The following is a 15,242-nucleotide window of genomic DNA, read 5'->3' as shown; positions in this document are numbered from 1 at the left end:
ACCCCCACGAAAACCATTGAGAGGGACAGGATGACCAACTCGCACGCCGCGCGGGACATCGACACCAGCAGGCCCCACTCCGCGCGGATGTACGACTACTACCTCGGCGGCAAGGACCACTTCGACGTCGACTCGAAGGCGGCGGAGACCGTGGCGGCGGCCTACCCGGGCATCTTCACCTGTGCCCGCGAGAACCGCGCCTTCATGCACCGGGCCACCCGGGTGCTCGCCCGGGAGCACGGCATCCGCCAGTGGCTGGACATCGGCACCGGTATCCCGACCGAGCCCAACCTGCACCAGGTGGCGCAGTCGGTGGTCCCGGAGGCACGCGTCGTCTACGCCGACAACGACCCCCTCGTCCTGAAGTACGCCGAGCGTCTGATGCGCAGCACGCGGCAGGGCCGCACCACCTACATAGAGGCCGACGTCAACGACCCGGACACGCTGCTGAACGCGCCGGAACTGGCCGAGGTCCTGGACCTCACCCGGCCCGTGGCGCTGTCCCTCAACGCCCTGATGCACTTCGTCACGGACGCGCAGGACCCGTACGGCATCGTCAGCCGTCTGCTGGCGGTGCTCCCGTCGGGCAGCGCGCTGGCGCTGAGCCACTGCACGCCCGACTTCGACCCGGCCACCTGGCAGAAGGTGACCGACATCTACACCGGCGCCGGCACGCCGGTGCAGTTCCGCTCCAAGGACGCGGTGGCCCGCTTCTTCGACGGACTGGAACTGCTCGAACCGGGCATCGCCGTCGGCCACCGCTGGCGCCCGGACGGAGAGCCCGCCGCGTCGGACGCCGAGGTCAGCCTGTGGACCGGGGTGGGCATCAAGCCGTAGCGCCGCCGGGGGCGTCCTCGCCGCCCCGCGGCACGGTCGCCCCGGGCAGCGTGTACTCGTCGCGCCGGCCGCACATGCCGTAGCCGCCGAGCCGGGTGGGCGTCGCCGCGTACGCGGTCGCCCCGGCCAGGTACGCCGGCTCGCCGGCGGCCAGCGCGTCGAGCTGGGCGCCGGTGCGTTCGGCGGCGGCCAGGGCGCCGGCCCGCCACAGCTCGCGCCAGGCCGGGACGTTCCGGCGCACCAGCCGGGCGGCGGCGCGCTGGAACTCCCGGAACGGGCCGTCGTCGCCGGCGGCGAGGGCCTCCCGCAGCGGCAGGTAGCCCCGCACGGCCAGGTCCCGGCGGCGCCGGGCGGCCGCCTCCGTGCCGGGTCCGGTGCCCGGCGGGAGGGTCGCCGCGGCCCGGTACCTCTCGGGGTCGGCGAGCACCTCGGGCGGGAAGGTGAAGACGGCGTCCCCGGCCTCGGGCAGCCCGCTGTTCTGCATCAGGACCGTGACGCGCAGGCCGTCGCGCTGCACCATGCGGTGCACGGTGCCCGGCGTGAACCAGGCGACGGACCCGGGCTGCAGCGGGATGTCCCGGCAGCCGTCGGGGCTCAGGGTCTGCACCGCGCCCCGGCCGCCGGTGACCACGTACGCCTCCGTGCACACCAGGTGCAGATGCGGGCTGCCGCCGCACACGCCGTCGGCGGCCGGCCAGTCGTAGGCGCTGAGGTGGGACAGGCCGACGGCGCCGGGCAGCGGGTGCGGCAGGGCGGGGCCGGCCGGGGTCACCACGGCAGGCCCTTCAGATGCCCGGCGACGCGGTCGCGGTCCCAGGCTCCGTCGGCGACGACGACCCGGTAGCGGTAGGCGAAGGACGCGCCGGGCGGCAGCTCGAACGTCTCGAAGAACGCCCAGGAGAACGCGACCGTGGGGATCGGCTCGGCGCGCACGAACCAGTGCGACGGGTGGATCGCCGTCGTCTCGTCGAGGTTCTCCGGCGCGTGGGCGAAGACGACCGTGGAGTGCGCGTCGACCTCGTCGTGCTCGGCGGTGTACGCGAGCCACGGACCCCGGGTGCCCATCAGTGCCCCGGCGTCGGCGGCGCCTTCCGGCCCGAAGACGGTGCCGCCGGTGAAGTCGCGGGGACCGCGCCACTGCAGGCCGGTGTATCCGGCCATTTCGCGGCCCTCGGTGGTCGGGGAGCCGAAGACCAGGGGCTCGGCGCGGGCGTTGGTGAGCCGGATCGACCAGTCCAGCGCCCAGGCGCCGGCCTCCTCGTCGACCGAGTGCACGGTCAGCCCGCGGGTCTCGCCCGCCCACTCCTCGCCGCCGTGCGCGACCCAGGTGAGCCGCTCGGTGAGGGCGAGGCGGCCGTCCTCGACGGTGAGGGCGGTGAAGCCGTCGTGCCGCATGGAGCCGACGCGTCCGGGCAGGACCTGGTAGCCCTGGCCGCGGACGTAGGAGTTGCCGCCCCAGAAGTTCTGCCCGGACAGGTGACTCGCCGTCATCTGCAGGCCCTTGTGCCAGCGGTGGTCGCTGGGGCGGTAGCCGGTGACCGTGCGCCCGGCGAGGGTGCGCACCGGGTGGGCGTAGGGCTTGCGCGACTCGTACGCCTGCGGGTCGGGCCGGTAGACGTAGCGCAGGATCTCGGTGCCCGCGGCCGTCGCGACCGCGATGTGCTCGCCGTGGACGTGACTGACGCGGATGCTCATGCGCGCTCCTCGGGGGCCCACCGCGGGTGGTTGCCGTGCATCGCCGCGTAGTACGGGTCGCCGGGGCCGATCTCGCCCGCGTGCACCGGGCGGCCGGTGAAGGCCGACTTGTAGAGGGCGGCGGCGAATTCCAGGGTGGCGCGGGCGCCGGGGCCGCTGCCCGGCGGCCGGGTGCCGCTGTCCCAGGCGTCCAGCAGGGCGCCCAGTTGCGCGGAGTGCGAGCTGGGCACGTCCGTCGCGGGGGTGCGCCAGGCGGCGGCGCGCCCGGCGTCGACGTGCGGCGCCGGGGTGTAGACCCAGTCCTCGTTGCGGTACCCGTACAGGTGGGTGAGTTCGACGGTGGCGTCCGCGCAGTCGACGCGGATCCGGCTGACCTCCTGCGGGGACAGCACGCTGTTGACGACCGTGGCGACGGCGCCGTTCGCGAAGCGCACCAGGGCCGTGGAGACGTCCTCGCTCTCAGTGTCGTGGACCAGGCGCGCCGCCATGCCGCGCACCTCCTCCCACGGGCCGAGCAGGTGCAGCAGCAGGTCGTACTGGTGGATCCCGTGGCCCATCGTGGGCCCGCCGCCCTCGCTGGCCCAGGTGCCGCGCCACGGCACGGCGTAGTAGGCGGCGTCGCGGTACCAGGTGGTCTGGCAGTGGGCCACCAGGGGGGCGCCCAGCTCCCCGCTCGCGATCAGCTCCCGGGCGTGCGCGGCCCCGGAGCCGTAACGGTGCTGGAAGATCACGGACGCGTACGCCCCCGACGCCTCCTCGGCCGCCGCGATCTCGTCGTACTCGGCCAGCGACAGGCACAGCGGCTTCTCGCACAGCACCCACGCGCCCGCCTTCAGCGCGGCCACCGTCTGCTCGCGGTGCAGCGAGGGCGGCGTGCCGATCAGGACGAGGTCGGGCCGTACGGCGTCCAGCATGGCGCTCGTCGACGTGTACCCGGCGACGTGCTCCCCGGCGAGTTCCCGGAAGGCGTCGAGCCTGCCGCGGTCCACGTCGACGGCGGCGACCAGTTCCACCCGGCCGGCCTGGGCGCGCAGCGCGGGCAGATGGCTGCCGGCGACGATCGCGCCGGTGCCGACGACGGCGACGCGGCGGGGAGCGGGGCGTGGGGACATTCGGGTCCTCCTCGGGGTGCCGACGACCGATGGCAGGCAGAAAGCGCTTGCCCTGCGGGATGACCCTAGGCGCCGGGAGATTGTCAGGACAACCCCTCGCACCGTGACGGAGCCCGCGTCTCAGGGGCCGGAACAAGCCATCCCGCGCTACGCACGGCAGCGGAAGTGGGAGAAACCCTCGACACGCACCGCGGCTGGGCTAGCCTCGTCTTCCCCTCCCTGGACAGCGAACTGACATACGTCGAAGAGAATTTCGGGGGACCCGTGTCACAACAGCGGCCGGTACCGGACCCGGCGGCGGACGAGGTCGCCGTGCTGCGGCAGGCCGGCGCCTCTCCCCTGCGCGCCGGCGATCCGGACGGCATCGGTCCGTACGTGCCGCTGGCGCTGCTCGGCAGCGGCGGCATGGGGCGGGTCTTCCTCGCCCGCCCCGCGGACGGCAGTCCCGTCCTGGCCGCGGTGAAGGTGATCAGGCCCGAATATGCCGACGACCCCGGCTTCCGGCTCCGGTTCGAGCGCGAGGCGGCGGTGCACCACCGCGTCCGCACCCCGCACACGCCGAGGCTGTGCGGCACGGGCTTCGGGGACGAGCTGCTGTGGATGGCCACCGAGTACGTGCCGGGGCTCGACCTGGCGGCGGCCGTGCGGGAAGGCGGCGCCCTGGAGACCGCGGCCGTCTGGCGGCTCGTGGCGGACGTCGGACAGGCGCTCGCGGCGCTCGCCGCCGCGGAGATCGTGCACCGCGATCTGAAACCGTCCAACGTCCTGCTCTCCCCCTGGGGCGCGTACGTGATCGACTTCGGCCTGTCGAAGGCGGTGGACTCCAGCGCGCTCACCGGCACCGGCAACCGGGTCGGCACCCCGGCCTACATGTCGCCGGAGCACCTGAGGACCGGTCGCTGCGACACCGCGTCGGACGTGTTCTCGCTGGCCGGGACGCTGGCCTACGCGGCCACGGGCCGCGCCCCGTTCGGCGACGGGACCGGTGTCGACGTGATGCACCGGGTGGCGTTCGAGGAGCCGGACCAGGACCTGCTCGACGAGATCCGCGCCCGCGACGCGGACCTCGCCTCGCTGCTGTCCGTGTGCCTGGTGAAGGAACCCGGGCTGCGGCCCGCTCCGCACGAGCTGATCGAGGCGGCCGAGGAGCACATCGGCACGTCGTCCGTGTGGCCCGGGTCGCTGGAGAGCCGGGTGCTGGCCCGGCAGCGGGCGTACGAGGCGCTGCGCCGCCTCCCGGCCGGGCGGCCGGCCCGCTCGGAGCCGTCGAAGGCTCGGGCGGGGGCGGTGGATTCGCGGGCGGGTACGGCGGAGGCGGGGCCCGGGGCGGCGGAGGCGCCGGCTCCGCCGCCGGCGGAAGCCCGCTCCCGGGCGCGGCGCAAGCCGGTGCCGGCCATCGCGGCCGGCCTGGCCCTCTGCGCCGCCGCGGGCGGCTTCGTCATCGCCCATCACCAGGCCCCCGCGACCGCCACCGCCCCCTGGACCCGTGCCACGGCGGGCGCGGGCGGCGGCTCGGGCGGATCCGGCCTGCTGCCGCTGCCCGGCGGCTCGGACCGCGCGCCGGGCATGTCCGGCAAGAGCGCCGACGGCGCCGCGCTCGCCCGCGACGCCGGCCGGCCCCGGGCGTCGGGCTCGGTGGCGGCCACCCGCACGAACGCCGCCCCGGCCGCCGAGACATCGGCCGCCGGGACGCCGTCGCCGGGCGGCTCGCCCACCGCCTCGCCCTCGGAGTCCGCGAACGCGCCGGGGCCCTCGGAGTGCACGTACTACGCCGGCAGCGGCCGCACCCGCCGGGGGGACAGCGGCCGGCGGGTCCTGGAGGTCCAGTGCCTGCTGGCCGAACGCGGCTACACCGGGGCGGGTTCGGACGCCGAGGGCGAGTTCGGCGCCGGTACGGAGTCCGCCGTGCGCGGCTTCCAGAGCGACCAGGGGCTCCGGCCCGACGGCGAGGTGGGACGCGAGACCTGGGCCGCCCTGCGCGGCACCGGGTGACGCCGCGCGGACCGGGTCAGCCGGCGGAGCAGGCGGCGCCGTTCAGCGTGAACGCCGTCGGGGCCGTGTTGGCGGTGCCCTTGGCGGCGGTGAAGCCGACGGTGACCTTGCCGCCGGCGGGGACGTTGCTGGTGTAGGAGGCGGCCGCGACGCTGACCGTGCCGCCGCTCTGGGTGGGCGTGCCGCCCCACATGTTGGAGATCGTCTGGCCGTCGGCGAAGGCGAAGCCGAGCGTCCAGCCGTCGATGGCGGTGGCGCCGGTGTTGCCGATCGTGATCTCGCCCTGGAAGCCGCCCGGCCACTCCCCCACCACGCGGTAGCCGACGGAGCACGACGTCTTGACGCCCTCGGCCGTGGTGACGTCCACCGTCGCCGAGCGGGGCGAGCGGTTCCCGGCCGCGTCGCGGGCGCGGACGGCGAAGGTGTACGCGGTGGCGGCGGTCAGGCCGGTCACGGTGGCGGTCCCGGTGGTGGAGGTGGCGACCCTGGTCTCGGTGCCGTCGCCGCCGACGCGCACCACGTCGTAGCCGGCGACGCCGACGTCGTCGGTGGCGGCACCCCAGGTGAGGGTGACCGACGTGGCCGTCGCCGAGGACGCGCTCGGGGTGCCGGGGGCGGTCGGCGCCTGGGTGTCGCCGGAGCTCTGTCCGGCGTAGACGGTGGCCTCCTTCGCGGTCCGCGCGATGCCGTCGGCGCCGTTGAAGACGCGCACGCCCCAGGAACTGAGCCGGGTGGCGTCGAAGCCGGTCGCCAGATCCAGGATCGGGTCGGTGTTGCCGCTCCAGGACCAGGCCAGGTAGCCGAGGTTCAGCTGCTCGGCGGTGGCCATCATCGTGTCCTCGTCCGGATCGCCCCACTGGTCGGCGGGGCCGCCGAACTCGCCGATGAGGATGGGCAGTTCGGCGTCCACGAAGGCGTTCAGGTAGTCGGTGATCTCCTGGGCGGTGTCGAAGACGCTGTACATGTGGATCGAGAAGATCAGGTTGCCGGTGGAGTCGGCGTCGTAGACCGACCGGGCCTGGGCGCGCATGACGCCCTGCCAGTCCTGCCCCCAGTTGGGCGCGTCCACCATGAGGGTGTGCGCGAGTCCGGCGGCGCGCAGCTTCTTGACGGCGGCGATGGTCGGCGCGGTCCAGCCGGCGGGGTCGGTGTTGCCCCAGGGCTCGTTGCCGATGTTGACGACGATGTAGTCCTCCTGGCCGGCGAGCACGTCCTTCAGGCCGATCCAGTAGTCCGCGGCCTCGTCCAGCGTGCCGGCCGCGCTGTCCTCACCGTAGCCGGTGGTGTCGTGCACCTCCAGGACGCAGATGAGGCGGTTGGCCTTGCACTGCGCGACGACGTCGGCCACGTCCGCGGGGCTGTTCGCGCTCCAGCGGTGGCCGTCGGCCAGGACGACGCGCACCGTGTTGGCGCCCAGCGCCTTGATGTCGGCCAGCGACTGCCGCGTCCGGCCCAGGTACCAGGTGTGGGCGTGGTTGACGCCCCGCATGACGAAGTCGTTGCCATTGCCCTCGACCAGGCGGCCGTCGCTGATGTGCAGGCCGGCCGCGCGGACACCGGGCGGCTCGGCGTGCGCGACGGCGGGGAAGGCCGCGGTGACGAGGACGAGCCCGAGCAGGCCGGCCAGTGCGGTCAGCAGACCCTCCAGAGGGCGCTTTCGTGCCGTGCTCCTCGGTGCGGTCGTGGTTGTCGCTGTTCTCGCTGTGGTCGCTTTTGTCGCTGTGGTCGCTGTTCTCGCTGTTCTCACTGCGGCTCCAGGGAGTGAGTGCCGGATGGCCCAGGCGTCGGAAGGGAACGGGGCTGAACGTGGGAGCGCTCCCATGAAGCCATCTTTGCCAAGTACACGTCAACCCTGCGGGACGGTTCCGGGCCCGGGCGGACCCGTGTCACGTAAGCGGGTGAAGCCTGAGCCGCCCTCCGCGCCACGGGGCATTGATGAAGATCCCCGCCGTATCCGGCCGGGACGGCGGACACGACACGCTGGAGGCACGTGATGAACGCAAGAGCCGAACGGGCGGACGGGGCGGATCAGCGCGTCCCGGTCCTCATCGTCGGCGGTTCCCTGGTCGGCCTGTCGACCTCGTTGTTCCTCGGCAGGCTGGGGGTGCGGCACACGCTCGTCGAGCGGCACGCCGGCACCTCCATCCACCCCCGCGGTCGGGGCAACAACGTGCGCACGATGGAGCTGTACCGGGTGGCCGGCGTCGAACCCGCGATCCACGCGGCCGCGGTCACCCTCGCCGACAACCACGGCATTCTGCAGACCCCCGCCCTCGTCGGCGAGGCGGGCGAATGGCTGTTCAGGGAGATCGACCCGGGCGGCGGGCTGGCCCGCTTCAGCCCGACCTCCTGGTGCCTGTGCAGCCAGAACGACCTGGAACCGGTCCTGCTCGACCACGCCGCGGAGCTCGGCGGCGATCTGCGCTACTCCACCGAACTGATGTCGTTCGACGCCGACTCCGCGGGTGTCACCGCGGTGGTCAAGAGCCGGCGCACGGGCGAGCACACCACGATCCGCGCCGACTACCTCGTCGCCGCCGACGGCCCGCGCAGCCCCGTCCGGGAGCAGCTGGGCATCGGCCACAGCGGACCGGGCGACCTGTTCCACAACGTCAGCGTCACCTTCCGCTCCCGCCGCCTCGCCGAGGTCGTCGGCGACCGGCGGTTCATCGTCTGCTACCTCACCCGTCCGGACGCCGACGGTGCGCTGCTGCCGGTGGACAACCGCGAGAACTGGGTCTTCCACGCCCCCTGGCACCCCGAACACGGCGAGACGCTGGAGGAGTTCACCGACGAGCGCTGCGCCGGCCACATCCGCCGGGCGGTCGGCGACCCGGACCTCGACGTGGAGATCACCGGCCGGGCCCCCTGGCACGCCGCTCAGCGCGTGGCCCGCAGCTACCGGACCGGACGCGTGTTCCTGGCCGGCGACTCGGCCCACGAGATGTCCCCCACGGGCGCCTTCGGTTCCAACACCGGGATCCAGGACGCGCACAACCTCGCCTGGAAGCTGGCCGCGGTGCTCGACGGCTGGGCGGGTGAAGGGCTGCTGGACTCCTACGACGCCGAGCGGCGTCCGGTGGCGGAGGCGACCAGCGCCCGGGCGGCCGCCCGGTCCGCCGAGCACAGCCACCCCGGCTTCGCCCCGCCGCCCGGCACCGGCGGCGGGCCCCAGCGCGGACTGCTGAACGTCGCCCTCGGCTACCGCTATCCGCGCGGCGCCGTCGTCGGCGCCGACCCCGCGACCCCGGTCGTGCCGGAGCGACTGGAGCTGACGGGGGAACCCGGCAGCCGGGCGCCCCACCTGTGGATGGCGCACCGGGGCCGCCGGATCTCCACCCTCGACCTCTACGAGCGCTCGCTCGTCCTGCTCAGCGACGCCGACGTGCCCAACGGATGGCACGAGGCCGCCCTCCGGCTCGCCGGGCGGCTGTCCGTCCCGCTGGCCTCCTACCAGGTGGGGACCGGGCCGGACGCCGAGCTGGTGCCCGAGGACGGCGCGGGCTGGACGGAGCGCCACGGCACGGCGGCCGGGGGCGCCGTGCTCGTCCGCCCCGACGGGTTCGTGGCCTGGCGGTCGGCGGGTCCGGCGGCGGATGCCGAAGCGGCGCTGCGCGAGGTGCTGACCACGCTGCTGGCGCTGCCGCGGTCCGGCCCGGACGCTGGGCCGGCCCGGTGAACGCGGAGCCGGAGACGTGCCGGCCGTCACCCGGCTGAGCGCCCCGAGTGGTGGGCGGCGGCCGACTGCCTGACGGTGGTTCATATCGGGGCCGGGTCATTCCAGCTGACGAAGCACCAGCTGCCCGGCCCGCGACGGAAGGAACATCAGATGCGTTCTGCTCGCATGCTCCTGGCCACCGGGGCGGCCTCGGCCGTCCTCGCCCTCGGCGCCCCGGGCGCTTATGCCTACGCCTACGGAGGTGACAGCGGCCACGAGGACTCCGGCTACAGCAAGGACGACGGCGGCTACGACAAGAAGGAGGACGGCAAGAAGGAGGACGGCTACGGCAAGAAGGAGCACGACAAGGACGGGTACGGCAAGCCGCACGGCGGGATGCACACCGGTGGCGGCGCGCTGACCGCGATCAGCGGCGACTGGGGCGGCAAGGACGACTCCGGCTACGGCAAGAAGGAGGACGGCAAGAAGGAGGACGGCGGCTACGACAAGAAGGAGGACGGCTACGGCAAGCCGCACGGCGGGATGCACACCGGTGGCGGCGCGCTGACCGCGGTCAACGGCGACTGGGGCGGCAAGGACGACTCCGGCTACGGCAAGAAGGAGAAGGACTGGGACGGCGAGAAGTCGTGGGGCGGCGAGTACAAGAAGCCGAAGGGCGGGATGCACACCGGTGGCGGCGCCCTCGCCAACCCGGGTGTGACGGCGGGCGGCCTGGCCGTCCTGGCGGTCGCCGGTGCCGGTCTGTACGCGGCGCGGCGTAAGAAGAGCGCCGCAGGCCTGGCCTGATCCATGCCGGATGCGATAGCCGCCGTGGCCGCCACCCGCGTGCCCGGTGGCGGCCCGGCCGGCCCTTTCGTACCCTCGCGCCCCGCTGCCGCGTCCAAGTGAGGTGGTCTCTTCCATGGCAGCCCCCGCTCCGCCCGCCCCCCACGACGAGCCGGCTTCCACCGGAGCCCCCGGTGCCTCCGGTGCTCCCGGACCGAAGTCCGCATCGAATCTGACCATGCTGTGCGCCGCCGGCCTCCTGGTCCTCGCGGTCAGCCTGCTCGGCAGTCAGGAGAAGACGTCCGAGGCGCCCCGTGTGCCGGTCGCCGCCTCCTCGCAGGCCGTCCCGCAGGCCGCTCCGGAGGTCCCTTCGGAGGAGACCGCGCCGGCCTCGTCCGGCGCGCAGGGGGCGGACAGACACCTGCCCCGGTCCCGGCCGGTGCGCCTGCTGATTCCCAAGATCTCGGTCGACGCCCCCTTCACGGACCTCGACATCGGTCCCACCGGTCAGCTCGAACCCCCGCCCGCACACGACACCAACCTCGTCGGCTGGTACGCCAAGGGCGCCTCCCCCGGCGAAGCGGGCACCGCGATCATCGCGGGCCACGTCGACACGACGACGTCCGCGGCCGTGTTCGCCGGACTCAGTGAACTGAGGAAGGGTGACCAGTTCTCCGTCGTGCGCGCCGACGGGCGCAAGGCGACCTTCGTCGTCGACGACACGGAGACCTTCCGCAAGGACAACTTCCCCAGCGAGCGCGTCTACGCCGACACGCCCCAGGCCCAGGTCCGGCTGATCACCTGCGCGGGCGACTACGACCGCACGGTCCGGGACTACACCGACAACCTGGTGGTCTTCGCCCATCTCGTGTGAACCCCGGCGGGCCGGGAGCGGGTCACCCGCATAGTTCATCCGAGTCGCGGCCTTCCAGGGACGGGCACAGGATCGAGGCACGCTGACGTCGCGTCACCGCGGCCGACGCCCCACAGCCCCCGAAGGAGATTTGCGCACATGACCACCACGTCCACGACTGCCGCAGAATCACTGGCACGTCAGATGTCGAACCGGGTCTCCCAGTCCGTGTTCGACGGCTCCAGGCTCCGTGTCGTCCTGCTGGTGGACGTCTACGACGGAGCCCAGCAGCAGTTCCTGGAGGCCTACGAGCAGTTGTGCAACCAGGTGGCGTCCGTACCCGGACACGTCAGCGACCAGTTGTGCCAGTCGGTCGAGAACCCCTCCCAGTGGCTGATCACCAGCGAGTGGGAGAGCGCCCCGCCGTTTCTCACCTGGGTCAACAGCGAAGAGCACGTCCGGATGGTGGAGCCGCTGCACAGCTGCGTCCGGGACACCAGGTCGCTGCGCTTCCACATCGTCCGCGAGACCGGTGGTCCGTCGCAGGCCGACCCCGGCGAGCGCCGGCTGCAGGCCTCGCCGCGGATCGGTGACGGTCTCATCCGGCACGCGCTGACCTTCACCGTCAAGCCGGGCAGCGAGGCGGCGGTGGCGGCGATCCTGTCCGACTACGACCCGCCCGAGGCGCGGGTCGACGACACCACCCGGCTGTGCCGTACTTCGCTGTTCATGCACGGCAACCGCGTGTTCCGGGCCATCGAGGTGCGGGGCGACCTGATGGCGGCGCTGCGTCACGTGGCCCGGCAGCCGGAGGTGCGGGCCGTCGAGGAGGCCATCAACCCGTACCTGGAGCAGGACCGCGACCTCGACGACCCCGAGTCCGCGCGGGTCTTCTTCACCCGGGCGGCGCTGCCCGCCGTGCACCACGTGACGGCGGGAGAGCCGGACCCGGCGACGGAGCGGCACGCGCTGTACTACCCGGCCCGGCCCGGCTGCGGCCTGCGGCTGGCCGAGCTGCTGGCCCGGCAGGACGAGGCGGTGGCGGACGACCCGCGCAGCCCCGTGGTACGCAGCACCCTCTTCGAACGCGACCAGGTCGTGGTGCGGCTCATCGACGTGCGCGGCGGGCTCGACGCCGCCGACCCCGCACTGGTCCTCGGCATCCCGGACCCCGGCCCGCTGGCCGAGCTGACGGCGCTGCCCGGCGACGGCGACCTCACGCGCCTGCTGAAGCTCGCCCGCATGCAGCTCGTCACCGACCGCCGCTCCGCCGAGGCCTGAACCGTCCGGCCCAGGGATCGCGGCAGCCACGGCCACCTGTCGAAACAGCACATGATCGGAGCAACGTCGTGACCAAACCCCGCCCAAGAATCGTGAATCTCGGCGACGTCGAGCCCAACACCCGGCGCGGCGGCGACCTGCGCGCCATGCTCACCCCCACCACGGTCGGCTCCACCAGCGGTTTCATGGGAGTGGCCATCGTGCAGCCCGGGGACAGCGTCGCCGAGCACTACCACCCGTACTCCGAGGAGTTCATCTACGTCGTGTGCGGGCGGCTGGAGGTGGACCTGGACGGCGAGCCCCAGCCGCTGCGGGCCGAGCAGGGACTCATGATCCCGGCCCACATGCGGCACCGCTTCCGCAACGTCGGCGACGTGGAGGCCCGTGTCGTCTTCCACCTCGGCCCGCTGGCGCCGCGTCCGGACCTCGGTCACGTGGACACGGAGAAGCCCGCGGCCGTCGCGGCGGAGGGCCGGAAGTCCGAGCGACGCCAGGTCCCGTCATGAGCAGGCGCGTGGCGGTCACCGGCATAGGCGTCGTCGCACCCGGCGGTATCGGCGTGCCGGCGTTCTGGGACCTGCTGTCCCACGGTCGCACCGCGACCCGGGGCATCACGTTCTTCGACCCGGCCGGCCTGCGTTCGCGCATCGCCGCCGAGTGCGACTTCGACCCGGCGGCCCACGGGCTCGGCCCGGAGGAGATCGCGCGCAGCGACCGGTACATCCAGTTCGCCCTGGTGGCGGGCCGGGAGGCGGTGCTGGACGCGGGCCTCGACCTCGAACGGGAGAACCCCTGGCGGGTCGGGGTGTCACTGGGCACGGCGGTCGGCGGCACCACCAGGCTGGAGCACGACTACGTCCTGGTCTCGCACCGCGGACAGCGGTGGGACGCGGACCACCACCGGGCCGAACCGCACCTGCACCGCGCGTTCTCGCCCAGCACCCTCGCCTCGGCGGTGGCCGAGCGGTTCGGGGCGCACGGTCCGGTGCAGACCGTCTCCACGGGCTGCACCTCGGGCCTGGACGCGGTCGGCTACGCGTTCCACACGATCGAGGAGGGCCGGGCCGACGTCTGTCTGGCCGGCGCCTCGGACTCCCCGATCTCCCCGATCACGATGGCCTGCTTCGACGCGATCAAGGCCACCTCCCCGAACAACGACGACGCCGCCCACGCCTCGCGTCCCTTCGACGCCGACCGGGACGGCTTCGTCATGGGCGAGGGCGGCGCCGTCCTGGTCCTGGAGGAGCTGGAGCACGCCCTGGCCCGCGGCGCGCCGGTCTACTGCGAAGTCGGCGGCTACGCCAGCTTCGGCAACGCCTACCACATGACCGGTCTGACCCGGGAGGGCGTGGAGATGGCCCGGGCGATCGAGACGGCCCTGGACCACGCCCGGCTCGGCCCCACGGCGATCGACTACGTCAACGCCCACGGGTCGGGCACCCAGCAGAACGACCGGCACGAGACCGCGGCGGTGAAACGGGCCCTGGGACAGCACGCCTACGACACGCCCATGAGCTCCATCAAGTCCATGGTGGGCCACTCCCTCGGCGCGATCGGCGCCATCGAGGTCGTCGCCTGCGTGCTGGCCCTGGCCCACCAGGTGGTGCCGCCCACCGCGAACTACGAGACGCCGGACCCGGAGTGCGACCTGGACTACGTCCCCCGCGTCGCCCGTGAGCGGAAGCTGGACAGCGTCCTGTCCGTGGGCAGCGGGTTCGGCGGATTCCAGTCGGCGGTGGTCCTGACCCGGCCGAGGGAGAGGGCACGATGAGCCAACCGCGACCACGGCGCGCCGCCGTCACCGGCATCGGTGTGATGGCGCCGAACGGAACCAGCACCGGAACCTTCTGGAAGGCCACCCAGGAGGGCCTGAGCGTCCTGGACCGCGTCAGCCGCGAGGGCTGCACGCACCTGCCGCTGCGGGTGGCCGGCGAGATCCGGGGCTTCGAGGCGTCCTCGGCGGTCGAGGAGCGCTTCCTCGTCCAGACCGACCGGTTCACGCACTTCGCGATGGCCGCGGCCGACCGCGCGCTGGACGACGCCGGCCTCGGCCCGGCGGAGGCGGGCGAGGCGTCGTTCTCCGTCGGGGTGGTCACCGCGGCGGGCTCCGGCGGCGGCGAGTTCGGGCAGCGCGAGCTGCAGGCGCTGTGGGGGAAGGGCAGCAAGTTCGTCGGCCCGTACCAGTCCATCGCCTGGTTCTACGCCGCCAGCACCGGCCAGATCTCCATCCGCAACGGTTTCCGGGGACCGTGCTCGGTGGTGGCCGCCGACGAGGCCGGCGGCCTGGACGCGCTGGCGCACGCGGCACGGGTGGTGCGCAACGGCACCGACACGGTCGTCGTCGGTTCGACCGAGGCGCCGTTGGCCCCGTGCTCGATCGTGTGTCAGCTCGGCTATCCGGAGCTGAGCACCGCGGAGGACCCGGAGCGGGCCTACCGTCCGTTCACCGCGGGAGCCTGCGGTTTCGTGCCCGCCGAGGGCGGCGCCATGCTCGTCGTGGAGGACGAGGACGCGGCCCGCGGCCGGGGGGCGTCCGTGCGGGCGCTGATCGCGGGGCACGCGGCGACGTTCACCGGTTCCTCCCGCTGGGAGGAGTCCCGGCAGGGGCTCGCCCACGCCGTCCGCGGCGCGCTGGCCGAGGCCGGCTGCGTCCCGGAGGAGATCGACGTCGTCTTCGCCGACGCGCTCGGCGTGCCGGAGGCCGACCGGGCCGAGGCCCTGGCGATCGCGGACGCGCTCGGGGCGCACGGCACCCGGGTGCCCGTGACCGCGCCCAAGACCGGCATCGGCCGCAGTTACTGCGCGGCGCCGGTGCTGGACACCGCCGCGGCGGTGCTCGCGATGGAGCACGGCCTGATCCCGCCCACCCCGAACGTCTTCGACGTCTGCCACGACCTCGACCTCGTGACCGGGCGGGCCCGTCCCGCCGAGTTGCGCACGGCGCTGGTCCTGAGCCGGGGACTGATGGGGTCGAACTCGGCGCTCGTGCTGCGGCGCGGCGCCGCCGACGCCTCCCAGTGAGGCACCG

Annotated in this window: 13 protein-coding genes; 9 read left to right on the top strand and 4 right to left on the bottom strand. The window is 73.7% G+C overall.

The genetic code is table 11. The features are described 5' to 3' along the window. The first annotated feature begins 30 nt into the window (after positions 1 to 30). Entirely contained in the window at positions 31 to 837 is an 807-nt protein-coding gene (locus ACH4ZX_RS01540; RefSeq protein WP_398265719.1) for an SAM-dependent methyltransferase, read from the top strand. Here the strand turns inward: ACH4ZX_RS01540 and ACH4ZX_RS01535 are convergent. Genes ACH4ZX_RS01535 through ACH4ZX_RS01525 form a run of 3 tightly spaced genes read right to left on the bottom strand, consistent with a single transcriptional unit; the run spans position 827 to position 3,644 of the window. After that, the gene (locus tag ACH4ZX_RS01535; protein WP_398265716.1) at positions 827 to 1,612 is read right to left on the bottom strand and encodes a cupin; all 786 of its coding nucleotides are present in this window, start codon (positions 1,610 to 1,612) and stop codon (positions 827 to 829) included. The two genes, ACH4ZX_RS01540 and ACH4ZX_RS01535, sit on opposite strands and share 11 nt — an antisense overlap. Next, entirely contained in the window at positions 1,606 to 2,532 is a 927-nt protein-coding gene (locus tag ACH4ZX_RS01530) for a PmoA family protein (RefSeq protein ID WP_398265713.1), read from the bottom strand. The genes ACH4ZX_RS01535 and ACH4ZX_RS01530 overlap by 7 nt, the downstream gene beginning before the upstream one ends. Beyond that, on the bottom strand, positions 2,529 to 3,644 hold the full coding sequence (locus tag ACH4ZX_RS01525; protein ID WP_398265710.1) for a Gfo/Idh/MocA family protein: 1,116 nt from the start codon (positions 3,642 to 3,644) through the stop codon (positions 2,529 to 2,531). Before ACH4ZX_RS01525 ends, ACH4ZX_RS01530 begins: the two co-directional genes overlap by 4 nt. A gap of 165 nt (positions 3,645 to 3,809) precedes the next feature. On the opposite strand from ACH4ZX_RS01525, the gene ACH4ZX_RS01520 reads away from it, so the two are divergent. After that, positions 3,810 to 5,636 carry a protein kinase gene (locus tag ACH4ZX_RS01520; RefSeq protein ID WP_398265707.1) on the top strand — a complete coding sequence of 609 codons (1,827 nt, stop codon included), beginning with the start codon at positions 3,810 to 3,812 and terminating at the stop codon, positions 5,634 to 5,636. Between the two features lie 16 nt (positions 5,637 to 5,652). On the opposite strand, the gene ACH4ZX_RS01515 is transcribed toward ACH4ZX_RS01520, so the two are convergent. After that, positions 5,653 to 7,272, bottom strand: a complete 1,620-nt coding sequence (locus ACH4ZX_RS01515) for a cellulase family glycosylhydrolase (RefSeq protein ID WP_398266659.1) — start codon at positions 7,270 to 7,272, stop codon at positions 5,653 to 5,655. Positions 7,273 to 7,629: 357 nt separating this feature from the next. On the opposite strand from ACH4ZX_RS01515, the gene ACH4ZX_RS01510 reads away from it, so the two are divergent. From ACH4ZX_RS01510 to ACH4ZX_RS01480, 7 genes are all read left to right on the top strand, one after another. Next, positions 7,630 to 9,315, top strand: a complete 1,686-nt coding sequence (locus tag ACH4ZX_RS01510) for an FAD-dependent oxidoreductase (protein ID WP_398265704.1) — start codon at positions 7,630 to 7,632, stop codon at positions 9,313 to 9,315. A 150-nt stretch (positions 9,316 to 9,465) separates the two neighbouring features. After that, on the top strand, positions 9,466 to 10,101 hold the full coding sequence (locus ACH4ZX_RS01505; RefSeq protein WP_398265701.1) for a hypothetical protein: 636 nt from the start codon (positions 9,466 to 9,468) through the stop codon (positions 10,099 to 10,101). Between the two features lie 115 nt (positions 10,102 to 10,216). Then, the gene (locus ACH4ZX_RS01500; RefSeq protein WP_398265698.1) at positions 10,217 to 10,954 is read left to right on the top strand and encodes a class F sortase; all 738 of its coding nucleotides are present in this window, start codon (positions 10,217 to 10,219) and stop codon (positions 10,952 to 10,954) included. 138 nt (positions 10,955 to 11,092) lie between these two features. After that, positions 11,093 to 12,214 (top strand): SchA/CurD-like domain-containing protein, encoded by a 1,122-nt coding sequence (locus tag ACH4ZX_RS01495; protein WP_398265695.1) that lies wholly within the window; start codon positions 11,093 to 11,095, stop codon positions 12,212 to 12,214. A 68-nt stretch (positions 12,215 to 12,282) separates the two neighbouring features. Continuing rightward, positions 12,283 to 12,720, top strand: coding sequence for a cupin domain-containing protein (locus tag ACH4ZX_RS01490; protein WP_398265692.1), 438 nt, complete (start codon positions 12,283 to 12,285; stop codon positions 12,718 to 12,720). Next, positions 12,717 to 13,985 carry a beta-ketoacyl-[acyl-carrier-protein] synthase family protein gene (locus tag ACH4ZX_RS01485; protein ID WP_360754916.1) on the top strand — a complete coding sequence of 423 codons (1,269 nt, stop codon included), beginning with the start codon at positions 12,717 to 12,719 and terminating at the stop codon, positions 13,983 to 13,985. Before ACH4ZX_RS01490 ends, ACH4ZX_RS01485 begins: the two co-directional genes overlap by 4 nt. Beyond that, positions 13,982 to 15,235: a ketosynthase chain-length factor gene (locus ACH4ZX_RS01480; protein ID WP_398265688.1), complete on the top strand. Its 1,254-nt coding sequence runs from the start codon at positions 13,982 to 13,984 to the stop codon at positions 15,233 to 15,235. Before ACH4ZX_RS01485 ends, ACH4ZX_RS01480 begins: the two co-directional genes overlap by 4 nt. Positions 15,236 to 15,242 lie beyond the last annotated feature (7 nt).

The sequence above is a fragment of the Streptomyces sp. NPDC020490 genome, assembly GCF_044335305.1.
In the GTDB taxonomy this organism is placed as follows: domain Bacteria; phylum Actinomycetota; class Actinomycetes; order Streptomycetales; family Streptomycetaceae; genus Streptomyces.
This window is presented reverse-complemented; position numbering and strand designations above follow the sequence as displayed.